Raw genomic sequence first — 18,022 nt, forward strand, 5'->3', positions numbered from 1 at the left:
CAAACCTTTGTCGCCAAATATCGGTCATCTGCTACCATAGTCGCAAAAGCATGCGACGGGAGGGAATTAGCGCTATGTCTAGCCTGAAATCCGAAAGCCGGTTGAAAAAGACGAGCACGGCAAGTGCTGAAAAAGGGGGTCCGGCAAAGGCGGGCGAAAAGCCCGCCAGACTTGCCGATTACCTGCTCGCCCGAGCGCCGGCTGAAGATGTCGCCGCCTATGACGTCTCCGACCTCGAACGCGCCGCCGATCTCGCCGGACGCGCCGTGGCCAGGCACAAGAAGGGCGAAAGCGTCGTCGCCATAGAGGTCGATTCGGGCGTCGTTCGGCAGGGACGGCCGATAACCGTGATCACCGTCGTCAACGACAACATGCCGTTCCTGTTCGATTCCGTCCTCGGTGAGATCACCGAGAGCGCCGGCGAACCGCTGCTGGTCACCCACCCGGTCGTTGTGGTGAAGCACGGCAAGAGCGGTGTCGATGAAATTCTCGGCGACGGCGGCTTGGCCAAGGGCGACTACAGCCGTGATAGGCTCAGCGTCATTCACGTCCATATCGGACGCCTTTCGGTCGAACAGGCCGAGGCTCTGGCCGGGCGGCTCAGGAAGCTGCTGGGCCAAGTGCACGCCGCCGTCACCGACTGGAAGCCGATGCTGGCCCGCCTCGACCAGGCGATTTCGGAATTCCGCTACGCGCCGGTGCCGCTCGATCAGGCCAACGTCGCCGAGGCGATCGCCTTTCTCGAATGGCTGCGTGACGACAATTTCACCTTCCTCGGCATGCGCGAGTTCAACTACACCGGCGGTGAGAAGAGCGGCATGCTTGAGCGCTCGGAGAAGCCCGGCCTCGGCATCCTGTCCGATCCCGATGTGCTGGTGCTGCGGCGCGGCACCGAAGCCGTGTCGACGACGCCGGAAATCCGCGCCTTCCTGCATGGGCCGGAGCCGCTGATCGTCACCAAGGCCAATGCCAAGTCGTCGGTGCATCGGCGCATCTATCTCGATTACATCGGCGTCAAGACCTATACCGCCAAGGGTGTGCTTTCGGGCGAGTTGCGCATCGTCGGCCTGTTCACCTCGACCGCCTACACGCGCTCGGTGATGAAGATCCCGTATCTGCGCTCGAAGGCCGAAACCATCATTGCCAAATCCGGCTTCAATCCCAGCGATCACTCAGGCAAGGCTCTGATCAACGTGCTGGAGAGCTATCCGCGCGACGAGCTGTTCCAGGTTCCGGTGCCGATCCTGCGCAAACACGCCGAAGCCATTCTGGGGCTGGTCGAACGGCCGCGCGTCAGGGCGCTGGTGCGCGCCGACCAGTTCGATCGCTTCGTCTCCGTGCTCGTCTTCGTGCCGCGCGACCGTTACGACAGCGTCGTGCGCGAGAAGATCGGCACCTATCTGAAGACCGTCTTCGAAGGCCGGCTGTCGGCCTATTATCCGGCCTTCCCGGAAGGCGGGCTGGCGCGCGTCCATTTCATCATCGGCCGCTCAGGCGGCAAGACGCCGAAGGTCGAGCAGGCGACGATCGAGGCGGCGATTCGCGCCATCGTGCGGACCTGGGACGACGTTCTGCGCGAAACCGCGATCGAGACCGGCGCCGATGCCGCGCTCACGGCCATCGCCTCGCGCTTTTCGGAAGGTTATCGCGACAGTTTTTCGCCTGCCGTGGCGCTGGCCGATGCCAAACGCATCGCCAGGATCAATGCTGCCAACCCGATTGCTATCGACTACTACCGCCATGCCGACCAGAAGCCGCTTCAGGCGGCGCTGAAGATCTATCACCATCGCAGCCCGGTGGCGCTGTCGCGGCGGGTGCCGGTGCTGGAAAACATCGGCTTCCGCGTCATCAGCGAGCGCACTTTTGAAGTCGGCGATGACGCCTCCGGCATGGTCTTCATCCACGACATGGAACTCGAGAACAGCTACGGCAAGTCGATCGACCTGGGCGACGGCGGCGCGCTGTTCGAGGATGCCTTCCTGTCCGCCTGGCGCGGCGACGTCGACAATGACGGCTATAACGGCCTTGCCCAGACCGCCGGCCTATGGTCGGGCGAGATCGCCGTGCTGCGCGCCTATGGCCACTATCTGCAGCAGGTCGGCATCCCGCAGAGCCAGGACTTCATCGCCGCCGCACTCAACCGCTATCCCGAGATCGCCCGCGGCTTGCATGCGCTGTTCGTCGCCCGCCTCGGCCCGACGGCTGAGACGGAAGGCGTCGTTCAGGCCAAACATCTGAAGGCCAAGATCACGGATGCGCTGGAAGACGTTCCCAACATCGACGACGATACCATCATCCGCCGTTATCTGAATCTGATCGAAGCCTCGTTGCGTACCAATCATTTCGTTGCCGATACGAAAGAGAAAGGCCAATCACTGGCGATCAAGCTCGATTCACAATCGGTCGACGGGCTGCCCGCGCCGCGGCCATGGCGGGAGATCTTCGTCTACGGCTCCGAGGTCGAGGGCGTGCATCTGCGCTTCGGCCCGGTCGCGCGCGGCGGCCTGCGCTGGTCGGACCGTGCGCAGGACTATCGCACCGAGGTGCTCGGCCTGGTCAAGGCACAGCAGGTCAAGAATGCGGTGATCGTGCCGGTTGGCGCCAAGGGCGGCTTCTATCCGAAAAAACTGCCGATGAGTGCCGGGCGCGATGCCATTTTCGAGGCCGGCACGGCCGCCTACAAGAACTACGTCTCCAGCCTGTTGTCGATCACCGACAATATCGGGCTGGACGGCGTCATCCCACCAGCCGGCGTGGTGCGGCGCGACCAGGATGATCCGTATTTCGTCGTCGCCGCCGACAAGGGCACGGCGACCTTCTCCGACACCGCCAACGCCATCAGCGAAAGGCACGGCTTCTGGCTCGACGACGCTTTCGCCAGCGGCGGTTCGGCCGGATACGACCACAAGAAGATGGGCATCACCGCCAAGGGCGCCTGGGAAGCGGTCAAGCGCCATTTCCGCGAGATGAACCGCGACATCCAAACCACGCCGTTCACTGTCGTCGGCGTCGGCGACATGTCGGGCGACGTGTTCGGCAACGGCATGCTGCTGTCGGAGCAGACCCGGCTGATCGCTGCCTTCGATCATCGCGACATCTTCATCGATCCCGATCCCGACATGGCGGCTTCGATGGCCGAGCGCCGGCGTATGTTCGCTCTCGCCCGCTCAAGCTGGCAGGATTACGACAAGACGAAGCTGTCAGAAGGCGGCATCATCGTCTCGCGCAGCCAGAAGTCGATCACCTTGCCGGCCGCCGCGGCTGCAGCGATCGGCCTCGGCAAGACAACGGCCACGCCGGTCGAGATCATGAGTGCCATCCTCAAGGCGCCGGCGGACCTTTTGTGGTTCGGCGGCATAGGCACCTATGTCAGGGCATCGGGCGAGACCAACCAGGATGTCGGCGACCGTGCCAATGACGCGATCCGGATCACCGCACTCGACCTGCGTGCCAAAGTCATCGGTGAGGGCGCCAATCTCGGCGTCACGCAGCGGGCGCGCATCGAATTCGGATTGAATGGCGGCCGCTGCAATTCGGATGCGATCGACAATTCGGGCGGCGTGAACTGCTCCGACGTTGAGGTCAACATCAAGATCGCGCTGGCTTCCGCCATGCGCAAGGGATCGTTGACCCGGCCGACGCGCAACAAATTGCTGGCCGAGATGACCGATGAGGTCAGCGCCCTGGTGCTGTCCAACAATTACCAGCAGACGCTGGCGCTGTCCCTTGCCCGTAAGCGCGGCCTCGCCGACATCGCCCATCAGAGCCGCTTCATGGCGGCGCTGGAGGCGCGCGGACTACTGGACCGTGCCGTCGAGACGCTGCCGTCGCCGGCGGCCCTTGCCGAGCGCGAGACGCGCGGCGAGCCGCTGACCCGGGCTGAGCTCGGCGTGCTGCTTGCCTATGCCAAGATCGTGCTGTTTTCCGATATCGTCGCCAGCGACGTACCGGACGATCCGCATTTCGACCGCGACCTGATGGGCTACTTTCCCGACCGCATGGCAAAGAAATATGCTGCGGAAATCCACGGCCATCGCCTCCGCCGCGAGATCATCGCCCGTGTCGTCGCCAATGATCTGGTCAATCGCGGCGGCCCGTCCTTCGTCAACCGGCTGCAGGAAGCGACTGGGCGCAGTGCGGCCGATGTCGTGCGCACCTTCGCCGTGGTGCGGGACGGCTTTGCGCTGCCGGCGCTCTATCGCCAGATCGACGCGCTCGACAACCAGATCGATGGGCAGATCCAGCTCGATCTCTATCAGGCCGTCAGCCGGCTGATCTTTGTGACCAGCGGCTGGTACCTGAAGAACGATGCCGGCACTGCACCGCTCGGGCAGCGGATTGCCGAGTTGCAGGATGCGCGCAAGGCGCTGGAGCCGAAGCTCGTTTCGCTGCTGCCGGCCTTCTCGCGCGAGCGGATCGAGGAGCGGCGGCATAGCCTGTCGAAGAGCGGCGCGCCCGAGAGCCTTGCCGGGCAACTGGCGTTGACCGATGTGGCGGAACTCGTCCCCGACATTGCGCTGACGGCGCGGACGGCGAATGCCGGCATCGTCGCTGCCGCCAAGGCGTTTTTTGCAGTCAGCGATGTCTTCCGCATCCCGCGCGTCGAAGATGCGGCGCGCTCGATCACGCCGTCGGATTATTATGATCAACTGGCGCTTTCCCGCGCCACAGACACGATCGGCGCGGCCAGGCGCGGCATCGCCGTGGCGGCACTCACCGGTCATGCCGAGGCGGCGGATCCGGTGACAGCATGGCTGGAGGCCGGCGGCGAACGGGTCGGACGGATCCGCGAGCGGCTGCAGGCGCTGACCGAGGGCGGCGATATCACCGTGTCGCGGCTGTCGGTGGCGTCCGGCTTGATGAGCGATCTGACAGGGCTGTGAAACGTCTTCCACATCGCGCGGGCTTGCCGGGAAGAACTGCGCTATAGAGCGAACGGCGCCCTGCTTTTGGGGGCGCCGGAGCATGGTCCCGAACCTAACGATCGGCTTTTGGACAAGATCGTGCTCAACAAGAAGACGGTGCGTCATTCCGATTCGATCGGCATTGGGCAAGCTCCAGCGGAGGGGACATGGCTGAGATGGCAGTGCAGCGTGCGTCGGGACGCGGCATCTGGGGATGGATGCTGTTCGATTGGGCGGCACAGCCGTTTTTCACGGTCGTCACCACCTTCATCTTCGGTCCTTATTTCGTCTCGCGCATGGCCAGCAATCCGGAGACGGGGCAAGCGGCCTGGGGCTACGGCATTGCCGCCGCCGGCCTCGTCATTGCCGTTTTATCGCCGGTCCTCGGGTCGATCGCCGATCAGACCGGACCACGCAAACCGTGGATAGCTTTCTTCGCCGCGGTCAAGATCACCTGCCTAACCCTGCTGTGGTTCGCCGCGCCCGGCTCTAATCTTTTTGTGGTCGTGGCGTTGTTCTCGCTGGCGTCGGTCGCGGCGGAATTCTCGACCGTGTTCAATGATTCGATGATGCCGCGCCTAGTGCCGAAGAGCGACATTGGCAGGATCTCGAACATGGCCTGGGGGCTAGGCTATCTCGGCGGCATGATCGCGCTGATCTTCGTCGTCACTGTCATGGCCGGCTCGCCTGAAACCGGCACGACCGTCGTTGGGCTCGATCCGATCTTCGGCCTCGACCCCAGGCTCGGCGAGGACGCGCGCGCCACCGGACCGTTGTCGGCGGCCTGGTATTTCCTGTTCATCCTGCCGATGTTCTTCTTCACGCCTGATGCGATCAAAGGCATTCCAATCGGGCCGGCGGTGCGCGAAGGCCTGTCGGAACTGAAGTCGACGCTGGCCGAAGTGCGCAAGCGAAGTGGCATTTTTCGGTTTCTCGTCGCCCGCATGATCTATCAGGACGGCGTCAACGCACTGCTGGCGCTGGGCGGAACGTTTGCGGCGGCAATGTTCCACTGGTCGATTACCGAGATCGGCCTATTCGGCATCATCCTCAACGTCGTGGCAATCGTCGGCTGCCTGGTTGCCGCACGCCTCGACACGGCACTGGGTTCCAAGACCATAGTGATGATTTCGCTGGTCATGCTGAGCATTGCCACGATCGGCATCGTCTCGACCGGCCCGGGCTATACGCTGTTCGGCGCCTGGGTGATGCCAGGACTGGATGGCGGCGGATTGTTCGGCACGGCAGCGGAAAAAGCCTACATTTTCTACGGCCTGCTGATCGGGCTTGCCTTCGGGCCGGTGCAGGCATCGTCGCGCTCCTACATGGCGCGCAGCGTCACCGCAGCCGAATCGGGTCGCTATTTCGGCATCTATGCGCTGGCCGGCCGGGCCACGAGTTTTGCCGCACCCTTCATGGTAGCCACGATCACCCTGGCCAGCGGCTCGGCGCGGCTCGGCATGGCGGCAATCGTGCTGTTCCTCGGCGCCGGCATGGCGATCCTGATCGGCACGCCCTATCCTGCGGACCGGCCGGCCGAGTGAGCTGTTCTTCGCTTCTCCCACAGGGGAAGGGAGGGAGCTCAATGCCGGAAGTGCCTCACCCCGGTGAAGACCATGGCAATGCCGTGAGCGTCGGCGGCGGCGATGACATCGTCGTCGCGCATCGAGCCGCCAGGCTGGATCACGGCGGTGGCGCCGGCTTCGATTGCCGACAAAAGCCCATCCGCGAACGGGAAAAAGGCGTCCGAAGCGACGACCGAGCCCTCGGTCAAAGGCTCCGTCAGACCGGCAGCCTCGGCCGCGTCGAGCGCCTTGCGCGCGGCGATGCGTGAGGAATCGACCCGGCTCATCTGTCCGGCGCCGATGCCGACCGTGGCGCCATCCCTGGCATAGACGATGGCGTTCGACTTGACGTGCTTTGCCACGCGAAAAGCGAATTTCAAATCCGCCAATTCGGCCGGCGTCGGAGCGCGCCTAGTCACCACTTTCAGCTCGAGATCATCCACGACCGCATTGTCGCGGCTCTGGACCAGCAAGCCGCCGGCAACCGATTTTAAGCCAAGGCCCGCCGCGCGCGGGTCGGGCAAGCCGCCGGTGACCAGCAGGCGTAAATTCTTCTTGGCGGCAATGATGCGGACCGCTTCTTCGGACGCCTCCGGTGCGATGATCACTTCGGTAAAGGTCTTGACGATCTCTTCGGCGGTTCCGGCATCGAGGATGCGGTTCATGGCGACGATGCCGCCGTAGGCCGAGACCGGGTCGCAGGCCAGCGCCTTGGCATAGGCCGCGTGCAGCGAAGCGGCTTCGGCGACGCCGCACGGATTGGCGTGCTTGATGATGGCAATTGCGGCGGAGCGGGCCGGATCGAACTCGCCGGCCAGCTCGAAGGCGGCGTCGGTGTCGTTGATGTTGTTGTAAGAAAGCTGCTTGCCCTGAAGCTGGCGCGCCGTGGCGACGCCCGGCCGCCTGTCGCCATTGACATAGAAGCCGGCGCCCTGATGCGGGTTTTCGCCATAGCGCATAACCGATTGCAGCTTGCCGCCGAAGGCGCGCCATGTCGGATGCTCGATCTCAAGCGCCTCGGCGAACCATCCCGAGATCGCCGCATCGTAGGTGGCGGTTCGGGCAAAAGCCTTGGCGGCCAGCTTTTTGCGGAAATCCAGCGACAGCGAGCCGAAATTCATCTCCAGCGCATTGAGCACCGAGGCATAGTCATCAGGGTCGGTGACGATGCCGACATAGGCGTGGTTCTTAGCCGAGGCACGGATCATCGCCGGGCCGCCGATGTCGATGTTCTCGACGATCGCTGCGTAGTCGGCGCCGGAGCGACGCACTTCTTCGAACGGATAAAGATTGGAGACGACGAGATCGATCGGCTCGATGCCGTGGTCGCGCATCGCGGCGGCGTGCTCGGGATCGTCGCGCACGCCAAGCAACGCGCCATGCACCGATGGGTGCAACGTCTTGACACGGCCATCCATGATCTCGGGAAAGCCGGTGAGCTCGGACACGTCGCGCACCGCCATGCCTGCCTCGGCAAGGGCCCTTGCGGTGCCGCCGGTCGAGACCAGCTCGACGCCGGCCGAAGCCAGCGCCCTGGCGAAATCGATCAGGCCGGTTTTGTCGAAGACGGAGAGCAGTGCGCGCCGGATGGGTACAAGATCGGGCGCGGGAATATTCTTGGCGGCGACGGCCATGGGCTGGCGCTTTCCAGTTCTGGTTCGGGAGCGTCCGCGGGCCGTAGCATATGAGGCCGGGAAATCAAGCCGCAAGGCTTGATCAGTGTCTGCCGTTGCGACCGGCTTCAGCTTTTTCCGGACGGCCCGCGATGATGGTGCGCGTCAATTGCCAGTGGACCTCGGAAATTTCCGAGGCCTTGAACGCAAGCACGATCTGGCGGCTGCGGCGCGGGCCGCCAAGTCCTGCGAAATAGATCGACTCCTCGACCTCGGGTGCCACTTCGGTAGAGGCAAACACCCAGGCGTCGGCATGGTCGGCGGCCAGCACCAGACGGTCATGCTCATCCTGGAGCAGGTTTATATCGGGATGGACATGGAAACGCACCGTGACGAAATCACGGCCGTTGTTGCGGATAGACGCGCCGCCCGGCCGCAGGAAGCGGTCCCTGCCGGCAAGCACATTGCCTTCGGTCGATAATTTCAGCTCGCGCTCATGCAGGAAGCCGAAGCGCGCCGCATAGCCGTCATGGCGGGCGATGAAGCCTTGGCTGCCCTTCTGGTCGGTACGCTTGCAAGGCACATGCTGCGGACCGCCGATCAAAGGCGTGCCGAGCAGGTCGTTGACGCGCAAGGAGTGATTGAAGCGCGCCGACGACGTGTCGTTGATGGTGGCGGTCGAGTGGGCGGCGGTGGCGCGGGCAAGCGGCCGGAACTCGGCGGCGCCATAGGTGTCTATTCCGGCGTTGACGATATAGTGCTGGCGGCCCGACGACAATTCGAAGGCGAGGCATCCGGCGTGAGCGGCATTCGATACGTCGACGGGGGGCGGCGGGCCGGTATCGGCGATTACAGTGACACCGCCCATCGACAGGCGCTCATAACCCGAATGCGGCGCGTGCAGCAACGGTGCGCCGGCGGTGTCGTCGTGATGCAGGATGCTGGCGATACGGTCATGAATGGTGGCGCCCATGCCGTTGAAGCGGGCAAGGCTGCCATTCTGATGGCGAAAGAAGCGCAGTGCCGGCAGCATCCGGTCGATGGCGCCGATCAGGGCGGCCGGCGGCGTCTCGGCCTGATTGGCGTATGTCTGGCGCAACGGCAGAAGGTCGGCGAGTATTTCAAGCACTGCCATTGGATTGCGCGAGATATGGCCGCCGTCAGGCAGGATCTGGCGGTCGAGCTCCTCGGCGAGATTGCGGGTGGCACCGCGCAGCGCCGAGGCCGGCGCCGGCAGCGACAAAGCGGCAAAGGCCAGCGCAATGCGCGCGCGCAGCCTGCCCTTGCCATCCGGCATCTCGCGCACCATGGCGCGCAGATAGCGGATCTGGACGGCGAGCGATTTCAGGAAGGCGCGGTAGAACGGAAATTCGGCGCCCTGCAACACGATCGAGGAATGCTGCAGCCAGGCGATGACACGCTTGGCCGTCGTGCCGGGCTCCCAGGCGACGCCGGAAATATGGCTGCCATGGATTGCAATCCAGTCGGAAACCAACGCCCGCGCGTTGGCGGCGGCGAGCTCGGTACCCGCCGCACGCATATGGCGCAGCCAGCGGAAGCCATGCAGCGTCTTTTGCCAGCCAGGATTGGGCACGTCGATCTGGAAGGGCGATTTGCCGCCGGTCTCGACCAGATGCCCCGAAAGCGGATAGCGGCCGTAATAGATCTCGAGCGCGATCTGAGGATCGGCGAGGCGCAGGTCCGGCGGGGCAATCAGGACGCGCTCCGGCGTGCGGCCGGAGTAACGCCAGCGATAGAGTGGCCCGGCACGCATGCGCCGGCGCGTCTTGCGCCAGAACTCCCTCGCGACAAGCGTCCACAGACGCGTCGTGTTACCGGCAGCGATTGCCAAAACCCCTCCTGATCGTCCGCACCCAAGCACAAGTTTATATGATTCAAGAACTTGTGCGAAGGCGAATTCCGCGGCAGTGGGGCCGTTCAGCCTGTTTTCCATGCTTCCCTGCCCCAAGAAGCCGGATGGCGCTTCGAGATAGGCCCTTAGCCGGCTCGGCGCATGCGGGCGGCAAAGAAGCCGTCCAGCCCGGAGCGGCCCGGCGAGCCTAGCTCCAGATCGGCAGGCGTAGTGCGCAACGTGCCTTGCGGCGTCAGGAACGGCTCGATGCCGGCGATCTCACCCGGCCGAAGCGGGTCATCGACAATCTCCACATTGCCGGCGAGAAAGTCGCGGTAGAGCGCTTCGCCTTCGAGCGGATCGAGCGAACAGTTGGAAAAGACGATGCGTCCACCAGGCTTGACCAGGGTGACGACGCGGGCAAGCAGCCGGCGTTGCAGGTCGGCCAGTTTTTCGATGTCGGCCGCCGTCTTCGTCCAGGGAACGTCGGGATGCCGCCGCACCGTGCCGGTCGAAGAGCAAGGTGCGTCGAGGAGGACGGCGTCGAAGCGGTCCTTCGGCTCGTATTTGAGAAGATCGGCCTGGACGATCTCCGCGGCCAGGCCGAGCCGTTCAAGGTTGTGCGTCAGCCGTGCCAGCCGCGTTTTAGACATGTCGAGCGCGGTGACGTGGGCGCCGGCGAGGATCAGCTGGGCGGTCTTGCCGCCGGGGGCGGCACAGAGGTCGGCGATTCGCAAACCATTGACGTCGCCGAACAGCCGGGCCGGCAGGCTGGCCGCCGCATCCTGAACCCACCAGGCGCCTTCCCCAAAGCCGGGCAGTTCGGTCACGGAAGCGCTGAGCTTTTCGACCCGCACCGTGCCGGTCGGCAAGACGAAGCCGCCGAGCCGTTCGGCCCACAGCGCCGGGTCCGACTTGACCGAAAAATCGACCGGCGCCTCATGGCGATGGGCGAGCAGTATCTGCCTGGCCGTGTCGAGGCCGTAGACCGTTTTCAAACGGTCGGAAAACCATTTTGGCGCCTCGTCGGTACCAGCAAGTGCGGCCGCGAGCCCTTCCTGCTTGGCCCGCGCCAACGTGCGTAGCACGCCGTTGACGAGGCCGGAAAAGCGCGCCGTGCGCGGATCGGACTTGGCGTGCGTCACGGCGAGGTCGACGGCGGCGCTGTCGGGAACATCGAGGAACAGGATCTGCGCTGCCGCCACGTGCAAGATGTGCGAAAGCGCCGTGGCATTGGGCGGCAGCGGCTTTTCCAGGCGGCGGGCCAAAAGGCCTGATATGGTCATGCGGTAGCGGAGGGCGGTGACCAGAATAGCGCGCACCAAGGCGCGGTCGCGCAAGTCGAGCGCCTTGTATTGCGGATGGCCGTTCTCATGATCGGTCAGCCCGTCGAGCGGCGTTTTCGCGTCAATGACGGCGGCAAGCAGGCGCGCGGCTGCCTTGCGCGCGGCGAGACCGGCAACAGCCTCGCTGCCCGAATTGTGTTCACGATCGCCTGAAATTCGGTGCCGGCGCTTCGCTGAACTCACGACCACGGGCCTTTGGGTCCGGTCGGATTGCGTCCCCAGGGGTTTGGTCTCGGCTTGGCCGGCTCAGCCGGCCTCTCGGGCCGGGCGGCCCTGTCCCACGGACCCGACGGCTGCTGCCCGGTCCCTTCCGGGGCTGGCGTTGGCGTCGCGGCCGCTTCTGGTGCGCCGGCCATCTCGCTCGCCATCCTCTGCAATGCGGCGATGCGGTTTTCTGTGCTCGGGTGAGTGGAAAACAAACTGTCCATGCGCTCGCCGGAAAGAGGATTGATGATGAAGAGATGGGCGGTTGCCGGATTGCGCTCGGCATCGGGGTTGCGGATGCGTTCGGCGCCCCGCGCGATCTTGTCAAGTGCCGAGGCGAGCCACAGCGGGTGTCCACAGATTTCGGCACCGCGCCGGTCGGCCTCATATTCGCGGGTGCGGCTCACCGCCATCTGCACGATCATGGCGGCCAAAGGCGCCACGATCATCGCGACCAGTACGCCGACGATGCCAAAGGCATTGTTGTTGTCGCGGTTGCCGCCGAAAAAGAAGGCGAAATTGCCGAGCATCGAAATTGCGCCGGCAAAGGTGGCGACGATCGTCATGGTTAGCGTATCGCGGTGCTGCACATGGGCGAGCTCATGCGCCATCACCGCCGCGACTTCTTCATGCGATAGCCGCTCGAGCAGACCGGTGCTGGCGGCGACAGCGGCATTTTGCGGATTGCGGCCGGTAGCGAAAGCATTGGGCTGCGGATTGTCGATGAGATAGGTTCTCGGCATAGGCAGGCCGGCACGTTGCGCCAGACCCTTCACGATGGCGTAATATTCAGGCGCGTTGTTTTCGTCGACCTCGATCGCACGATGCATCGACAGCACCATCTTGTCGGCGTTCCAATAGCTGAACAAATTGGTGCCGGCGGCGATCAGCAAGGCGATCATCATGCCGCCGGATCCGCCGACCAGATAGCCGACACCCATGAACAGGGCCGTCATTGCGGCCAAAAGCATGGCGGTGCGAAGGGTGTTCATCGTCTGCTCCGTTGTGGCCCAACAAAGGGGTCGATCCTTGTGGGCCCATCGCTATATGATGGGAAACAGCGGTTCCCGTTCAATCGGGCGCCTGTTTCAATCTAGCGGAAGATCGCATGATCGACGAAACCAGCACAACGAATGCTAACGGCGAGCCGCAAAAGGCGCTGAGGCCAGCAGCCCAGCGTGCCTTGGCCGAGGCCGAGGCCCGGCGCGAGAAATATCGCGAGAAGGAAGCCACACTGCCGAGGGAGATCGGCGGGCGCGGCGGCAAGGAGCCCGGCCGCTACGGCGACTGGGAAGTCAAGGGCCTGACCAGCGACTTTTAGCCCAGGCAGGGCGCCAAACTACGCAGGCTGCGCGGTCCGTTCCGCTTCGATGGCAATCCAGCCGCTGGCATCGACGGCGATGCCGATCGCTTCATAGCCGGCGATGGTGGCATGTGACGTGTCCAACGGATGCCGGTGCGTGGCGCTGATCACGACGATTGCAGCGCCCGCGGCTTCGGCCGCCGCAACCCCGGCCGGTGCGTCCTCGAAGACGAGGCAGTCGCCCACATCGACGCCGAGCCGTTCGGCCGCCAGCCGGAAGCAGTCGGGTGCCGGCTTGCCGCGGGAGACGTCCTCCGCCGCAACAATCACGGCGGGAGCCGGAATACCCGCGGCCTGCAGGCGCAGCAGGGCGAGTTCGCGCGGTGCCGAAGTGGCGATCGCCCAGCTTCCAGGCGGCAGCGACGCCAGGAAGGCCGCGGCGCCGGCAATCGGGCGAATGCCCTCGACATCGGCCGCCTCGGCCTGCAAAAGCGAATCGGCTTCGCGGGCAGGATCGACGCCCGGGAGCGCGAGCCGGCCGATGGTCTCGATCGCCCGCACGCCGTGGATAGTCGGCAGGAATGCAGCGACGTCAAGACCTTGCCGATGCGCCCAAGCTGCCCAGACCCTTTCCGCCGCGGCAATCGAATTGAGAATCGTGCCGTCCATATCGAACAGGAAGGCCGCGAATTTTCTGCCTGCGAACATCGGTTTTCCCGGGGTAATCTTGGGAGGGATTATTTCGAAAGACGCATATCGATCGACCATAACGTCGCCGCGTCCGTATGGGAAGCCGGGCGGTGTCGTTTTCGACACCCAACGGAACCGCTGCGCACTGTCCCGCGTTGATCGGCACTATCTTCCATGACGATCGTAGGGGGAGGGCAATGCTGATTCGGCTTGGCTATGAAATTGCCATTGAATGCGTTGCAGCGACGCCGGTCATTTCATTGCTCGACATCCACGGGGATCGCCAGGCCGACATCAAGCGGCAGACGCGCGTGCTGACATCGCCGTCGGTCCCGACCAGGGTCTACCACGATCTTTTCGGCAATAGCTGCCGCCGCTTCACGGCGCCGGCCGGGAGCTTTCGCATCCTCTATGACGCGGTGGTCGAGGACAGCGGCGAGACGGACGAGGTCAACACGCTGGCCAGGGAAGTCCCGGTCGCCGAATTGCCGGACGACGTGCTCGGCTATCTGCTTGGCAGCCGTTACTGCGAGACCGACCATCTTGGCGACTTGGCCTGGCAACTTTTCGGCCAGCTTCCGCCGGGCTGGGCGCGGGTGCAGGCGATCGTCGACTATGTCCACAACCGCCTGTCCTTCGGCTACGGCTATGCGCGCTCGACCCGCACGGCGGCGCAGGCGCATGAGGAACGCGTCGGCGTCTGCCGCGACTTTGCCCATCTGGCGATCACGCTCTGCCGCTGCATGAACGTCCCCGCCCGTTACGTGAACGGCTATCTCGGCGATATCGGCGTGCCCGCCGATCCGGCGCCAATGGATTTCTCGGCGTGGGTGGAAGTGTTCCTCGACGGCAGATGGTACACTTTCGATCCTCGCCACAATGTGCCGAGGATCGGCCGCGTCGTCATCGCCCGCGGCCGCGACGCCACCGACGTGCCGCTGCTGCACAGTTTCGGCCCGCATCGGCTCAGCCGGTTCAAGGTCTGGACGCACGAGCAGGAAGGCAATCTGTTCAAGCCGCCCCATCGTGGCGTCGACAAGACGGTCAGCGCACGGATGCTGGCCTAGTCTTTCGGGACACATTCACAGTCCGTGTCTCCATTTCCCGCCAACGCGGTCGCGCTGATCCGGTTCGATACATCTCGCCTGTACCGGGTTGGGACACAGTCCAGCCGTCTCGAATTGCGAGCCCGAATCTTGGTAAGCGCTTTGTCAACAAAGCCGCGCCCACGCGGCTTTCGTTTACCCGTTGTTTACCTTGCCGCCGCTCGAAACTCTTTGGAACAATGGCCTGAGCGGGAGTCGCCCACCTTCCCGCGTCTGGCGGCGCGATCCGGCCGGATTCCTGCAATGCGCGTTCGGACAGCTGCAGGCTGTAGCGAATTGAGGCGGAAGGGATGCGGCATTTCGGGGGTCTTGTTCAGGCGATCGGCGGCTTTGCCGGGGATCGCAGCGGAAATTTCGCGGTGCTGTTTGGGATAATCGGCGCAGTGCTGGCCCTGAGTGTCGGCTTTGCCGTCAACATGTCGCAACTCTACAACGTGAAATCGAGCCTGCAAGGCGTCGTCGATGCTGCGGTCACCTCGACGGCCCGCGACCTGACAACCGGCGTCATCGGCGAGGCCGACGCCAGCAAATCGGTGCAGGCTTTTCTCGATGCCAACAGCAGGGCGGGTATCCTACAGGACAACCAGATCGTTCTCGACAATCTGGTTGTCGACAGGACAGCCAAGACTGTCCAGGCGGACGCCCATGTCAACGTCAACTACTATTTCCCGCTTTTCGGCACGAGTGGCACGCAACGCGTCCCCGCATCGACGACGGCGCTCTATTCGGACAAGCAGGTCGAAGTCGCGATGATGCTCGACGTGACCGGGTCGATGGCCGGCCAGAAAATCATCGATCTGCGGGCGGCTGCGGCGAATGCTGTCGACAGCTTCCTGGGCGGCCAGGACCCCTCCAAGCCACGTGTGCGGGTTGCTATCGTGCCTTATGCCAATTCGGTGAATGCCGGTACACTTGCCGCCAGCAGCGTCTATGTGGAAACCACCGCCAGCCAACGCAAGCAGGCGCCCGGAAATGGCGCCCTACAGTATGTCTCGGGCTTTATCCGTCCCGATAATTGCGCCACCGAGCGCAAGGGGATCTATCAGTATTCGGATGCGGGCCCCGACGTCAGCATGGTCAATCGCGACTACCTGCTGTCATCCTTCGCCTGGCAGACCGGCACGGCTGCCTGCCCTGCCGCCGCATTGAAACCGCTGACGGCGGACGCCACGGCGCTCAAGAACGTCATAAAGACCTTTGTCGCATCGGGTGGGACCGCCGGCCATATCGGCGTGCAGTGGAGCTGGTACATGCTTTCGGAAAACTGGGGCAGTGTGATGAAAGCCTCGGAACGGCCGGCCAAGACGGATCCAAAGAGGGTTGCGAAGATCGCGATCCTGATGACCGACGGCGAGTTCAACCTATCTTACTTTGATGCCAGCACCGTCAGCGACGTTTACAATGGCGCCGGCAAGGAGCCGACCCGCACGGCCGCAAAGACACTCTGCGCTGCCATGCGCAACAAGGGCATCGAAATCTTCACCGTCGGCTTCGATCTCAAGGAAGTGAACGCCAAAGCGACGCTCCAGGATTGCGCGAGTCCGGACACCGCCAAGATCAAGCACTTCTATCAGGCCGCCACCGGAGCGGAACTCAATCAGGCTTTCCAGGATATAGCGCGCAACATCGAGACGCTGACTGTCACGAGGTAAGGGAACCAAACAGGGAGACAGCAGCCCAAAAAGGAAAAGGCCGCCGCTTCCCGCGAAGCCGGCGGCCTTCCGTGTTTCCGTCCATGGCGCGGCTCATGGCGGCGACCATCGGTCGCCAGCCGCGCATCTCGCGCCTTAACGGGAAGACTGCTTCCCGAAAGTGCGATCCGCTGAGGCCACGTTCTGGAAAACGAAATCACTCGACATCGGATCACCTCCTTTCGATTTGTTGAACACTCCCTCATGATGGGGTGTCATCCGGCAAATGGCAAGGCGCGGCACCCGAAAATCCTGAACAAGCGTGCTTGCGCACCCAGGCGGCTTGCGGCCGGCCCATCGGGCAGGCAAGATCGAGCCGCTATTGTTCCGGGCCAATATTTGCCGGTTAAGGGAGGACGGGGATGGAGGCAGCCGAGAGAGCGGCCCGGATTATTCGGACGGTGATCGAGACGCTGAAGCCGGGTTTTGCGGTGAGGCTGTGGACGGGCGAGCGGATCGGCCCGGCTGCCGGCCCGGTGCTCACCATCAACGACCAGGACATCGTCTGGCAGATCGTACGCCGCCCATCCTTATCGACGCTGATCGAGATGTGGATTGCCAAGGCGGTCGACGTCGAAGACGGATCGCTGTTCGATTTCTACGCCTTGCCCACGCACGGCAAGCTCAGGACCAAGCTCAAGACACTGCCGAAGCTGGCGATCCTGCGCGACCTGCCAGCGGTGCTGTTTTCGCGAAAACAAATGACGGCGCGAACCGATCTTTCCGGCCGCAATCCTTACGTCAGCGGTTCGAGCAAGGAGGCGATCCAACATCACTACGACATTTCCAACGCGTTCTACCGGCTCTTCCTCGACGAGCGCATGGTCTATAGCTGCGGCTACTTCAAGGATTTCGCCAACGATATCGATCAGGCGCAGAGAGACAAGCTCGACCATATCTGCCGCAAGCTTCGGCTGAAACCCGGCGAAAAACTGCTCGACATCGGCTGCGGCTGGGGAGCGATGCTCATCCATGCGGTGAAGAATTATGGCGTCGTCGGCCACGGCGTCTCGCTGTCGGAGGCACAGACCGAGCTCGCCCGCGAACGCATCCGGGCCGAGGGGCTGGAGGACCGCATCACCATCGAGATCAAGTCCTATGCCGAGCTGTCCGGCTCCTTCGACAAGATCTCGTCGATCGGCATGTTCGAGCATCTGGGGCTTGCCAACCATGCGGCCTATTTCTCGAGGATCCATCGCCTGCTCAAACCCGGCGGCATCTATCTGCACCACGCCATCACCCGGCGCGACAAGGGCAACATGAAGAAGACGCTGCGCAAGGGGCCGGAATTCAAGGCGCTGATCAAATACATTTTTCCGGGCGGCGAACTCGATACGGTCGGCATGACGCTCGGCAATCTCGAGGCGCACGGCTTACTCGTCTACGACGTCGAAAACTTGCGCGAGCACTATGCGCGCACCTGCAGGCTGTGGGCCGAGCGTCTCCATGCACACTTCGACGAAGCTATCGCCGAGGTCGGCGAAGCCAAGGCGCGGCTCTGGCTGCTTTATCTCACCGGCTGCTCGATCACCTTCGAACGTGCGTCGGCGCAGATTTTCCAGACCGTCGCCACAAGGCGCGCGCGCGGCCCAAGCGGCCTGCCGCCGACGCGGGCGGATTTGTACCGGGAGTAGGGAGCGTATTCCGTTCTGTCGCGATCCTTCGCGCCCCGCTCTGTCCTGCCGGACATCTGCCCCACCGAGGTGAGATTGGCCATCACTGCGGCTTTCCCAATCCTCGGCGCCAAA

At 63.8% G+C, this 18,022-nt stretch carries 11 protein-coding genes; 6 read left to right on the forward strand and 5 right to left on the reverse strand.

Annotated elements, in window-relative coordinates; translation table 11 throughout:
- Positions 1–74: 74 nt before the first annotated feature.
- Positions 75–4,883, forward strand: coding sequence for an NAD-glutamate dehydrogenase (locus AC0L2P_RS19125; protein ID WP_473502976.1), 4,809 nt, complete (start codon positions 75–77; stop codon positions 4,881–4,883).
- Between the two features lie 188 nt (positions 4,884–5,071).
- Entirely contained in the window at positions 5,072–6,448 is a 1,377-nt protein-coding gene (locus AC0L2P_RS19130; protein ID WP_473502978.1) for an MFS transporter, read from the forward strand.
- A 38-nt stretch (positions 6,449–6,486) separates the two neighbouring features.
- On the opposite strand, the gene purH is transcribed toward AC0L2P_RS19130, so the two are convergent.
- The 4 genes from purH to htpX form a co-directional block, all read right to left on the reverse strand.
- Entirely contained in the window at positions 6,487–8,103 is a 1,617-nt protein-coding gene (purH, locus tag AC0L2P_RS19135; RefSeq protein ID WP_473502980.1) for a bifunctional phosphoribosylaminoimidazolecarboxamide formyltransferase/IMP cyclohydrolase, read from the reverse strand.
- An 82-nt stretch (positions 8,104–8,185) separates the two neighbouring features.
- Entirely contained in the window at positions 8,186–9,934 is a 1,749-nt protein-coding gene (locus AC0L2P_RS19140) for a heparinase II/III family protein (RefSeq protein WP_473502982.1), read from the reverse strand.
- A gap of 146 nt (positions 9,935–10,080) precedes the next feature.
- Positions 10,081–11,469 (reverse strand): RsmB/NOP family class I SAM-dependent RNA methyltransferase, encoded by a 1,389-nt coding sequence (locus tag AC0L2P_RS19145; RefSeq protein WP_473502984.1) that lies wholly within the window; start codon positions 11,467–11,469, stop codon positions 10,081–10,083.
- Positions 11,460–12,476, reverse strand: coding sequence for a zinc metalloprotease HtpX (gene htpX, locus AC0L2P_RS19150; RefSeq protein WP_473502986.1), 1,017 nt, complete (start codon positions 12,474–12,476; stop codon positions 11,460–11,462). The genes AC0L2P_RS19145 and htpX overlap by 10 nt, the downstream gene beginning before the upstream one ends.
- Positions 12,477–12,592: 116 nt before the next feature.
- On the opposite strand from htpX, the gene AC0L2P_RS19155 reads away from it, so the two are divergent.
- Positions 12,593–12,805, forward strand: a complete 213-nt coding sequence (locus tag AC0L2P_RS19155) for a DUF1674 domain-containing protein (RefSeq protein ID WP_473502988.1) — start codon at positions 12,593–12,595, stop codon at positions 12,803–12,805.
- Positions 12,806–12,823: 18 nt separating this feature from the next.
- Here the strand turns inward: AC0L2P_RS19155 and AC0L2P_RS19160 are convergent, their stop codons facing one another.
- Positions 12,824–13,495, reverse strand: coding sequence for an HAD-IA family hydrolase (locus AC0L2P_RS19160; RefSeq protein WP_473502990.1), 672 nt, complete (start codon positions 13,493–13,495; stop codon positions 12,824–12,826).
- Positions 13,496–13,674: 179 nt separating this feature from the next.
- On the opposite strand from AC0L2P_RS19160, the gene AC0L2P_RS19165 reads away from it, so the two are divergent.
- From AC0L2P_RS19165 to AC0L2P_RS19175, 3 genes are all read left to right on the forward strand, one after another.
- Complete coding sequence (locus AC0L2P_RS19165) at positions 13,675–14,544, forward strand: transglutaminase-like domain-containing protein (RefSeq protein WP_473502992.1); 870 nt, start codon at positions 13,675–13,677, stop codon at positions 14,542–14,544.
- Between the two features lie 329 nt (positions 14,545–14,873).
- The gene (locus AC0L2P_RS19170) at positions 14,874–16,235 is read left to right on the forward strand and encodes a pilus assembly protein TadG-related protein (protein WP_473502994.1); all 1,362 of its coding nucleotides are present in this window, start codon (positions 14,874–14,876) and stop codon (positions 16,233–16,235) included.
- 401 nt (positions 16,236–16,636) lie between these two features.
- A complete protein-coding gene (locus tag AC0L2P_RS19175) occupies positions 16,637–17,908 on the forward strand; it encodes a class I SAM-dependent methyltransferase (protein ID WP_473502996.1) in 1,272 nt (423 codons plus the stop codon).
- Positions 17,909–18,022 lie beyond the last annotated feature (114 nt).

Source organism: Mesorhizobium sp. WSM4836, assembly GCF_055811815.1.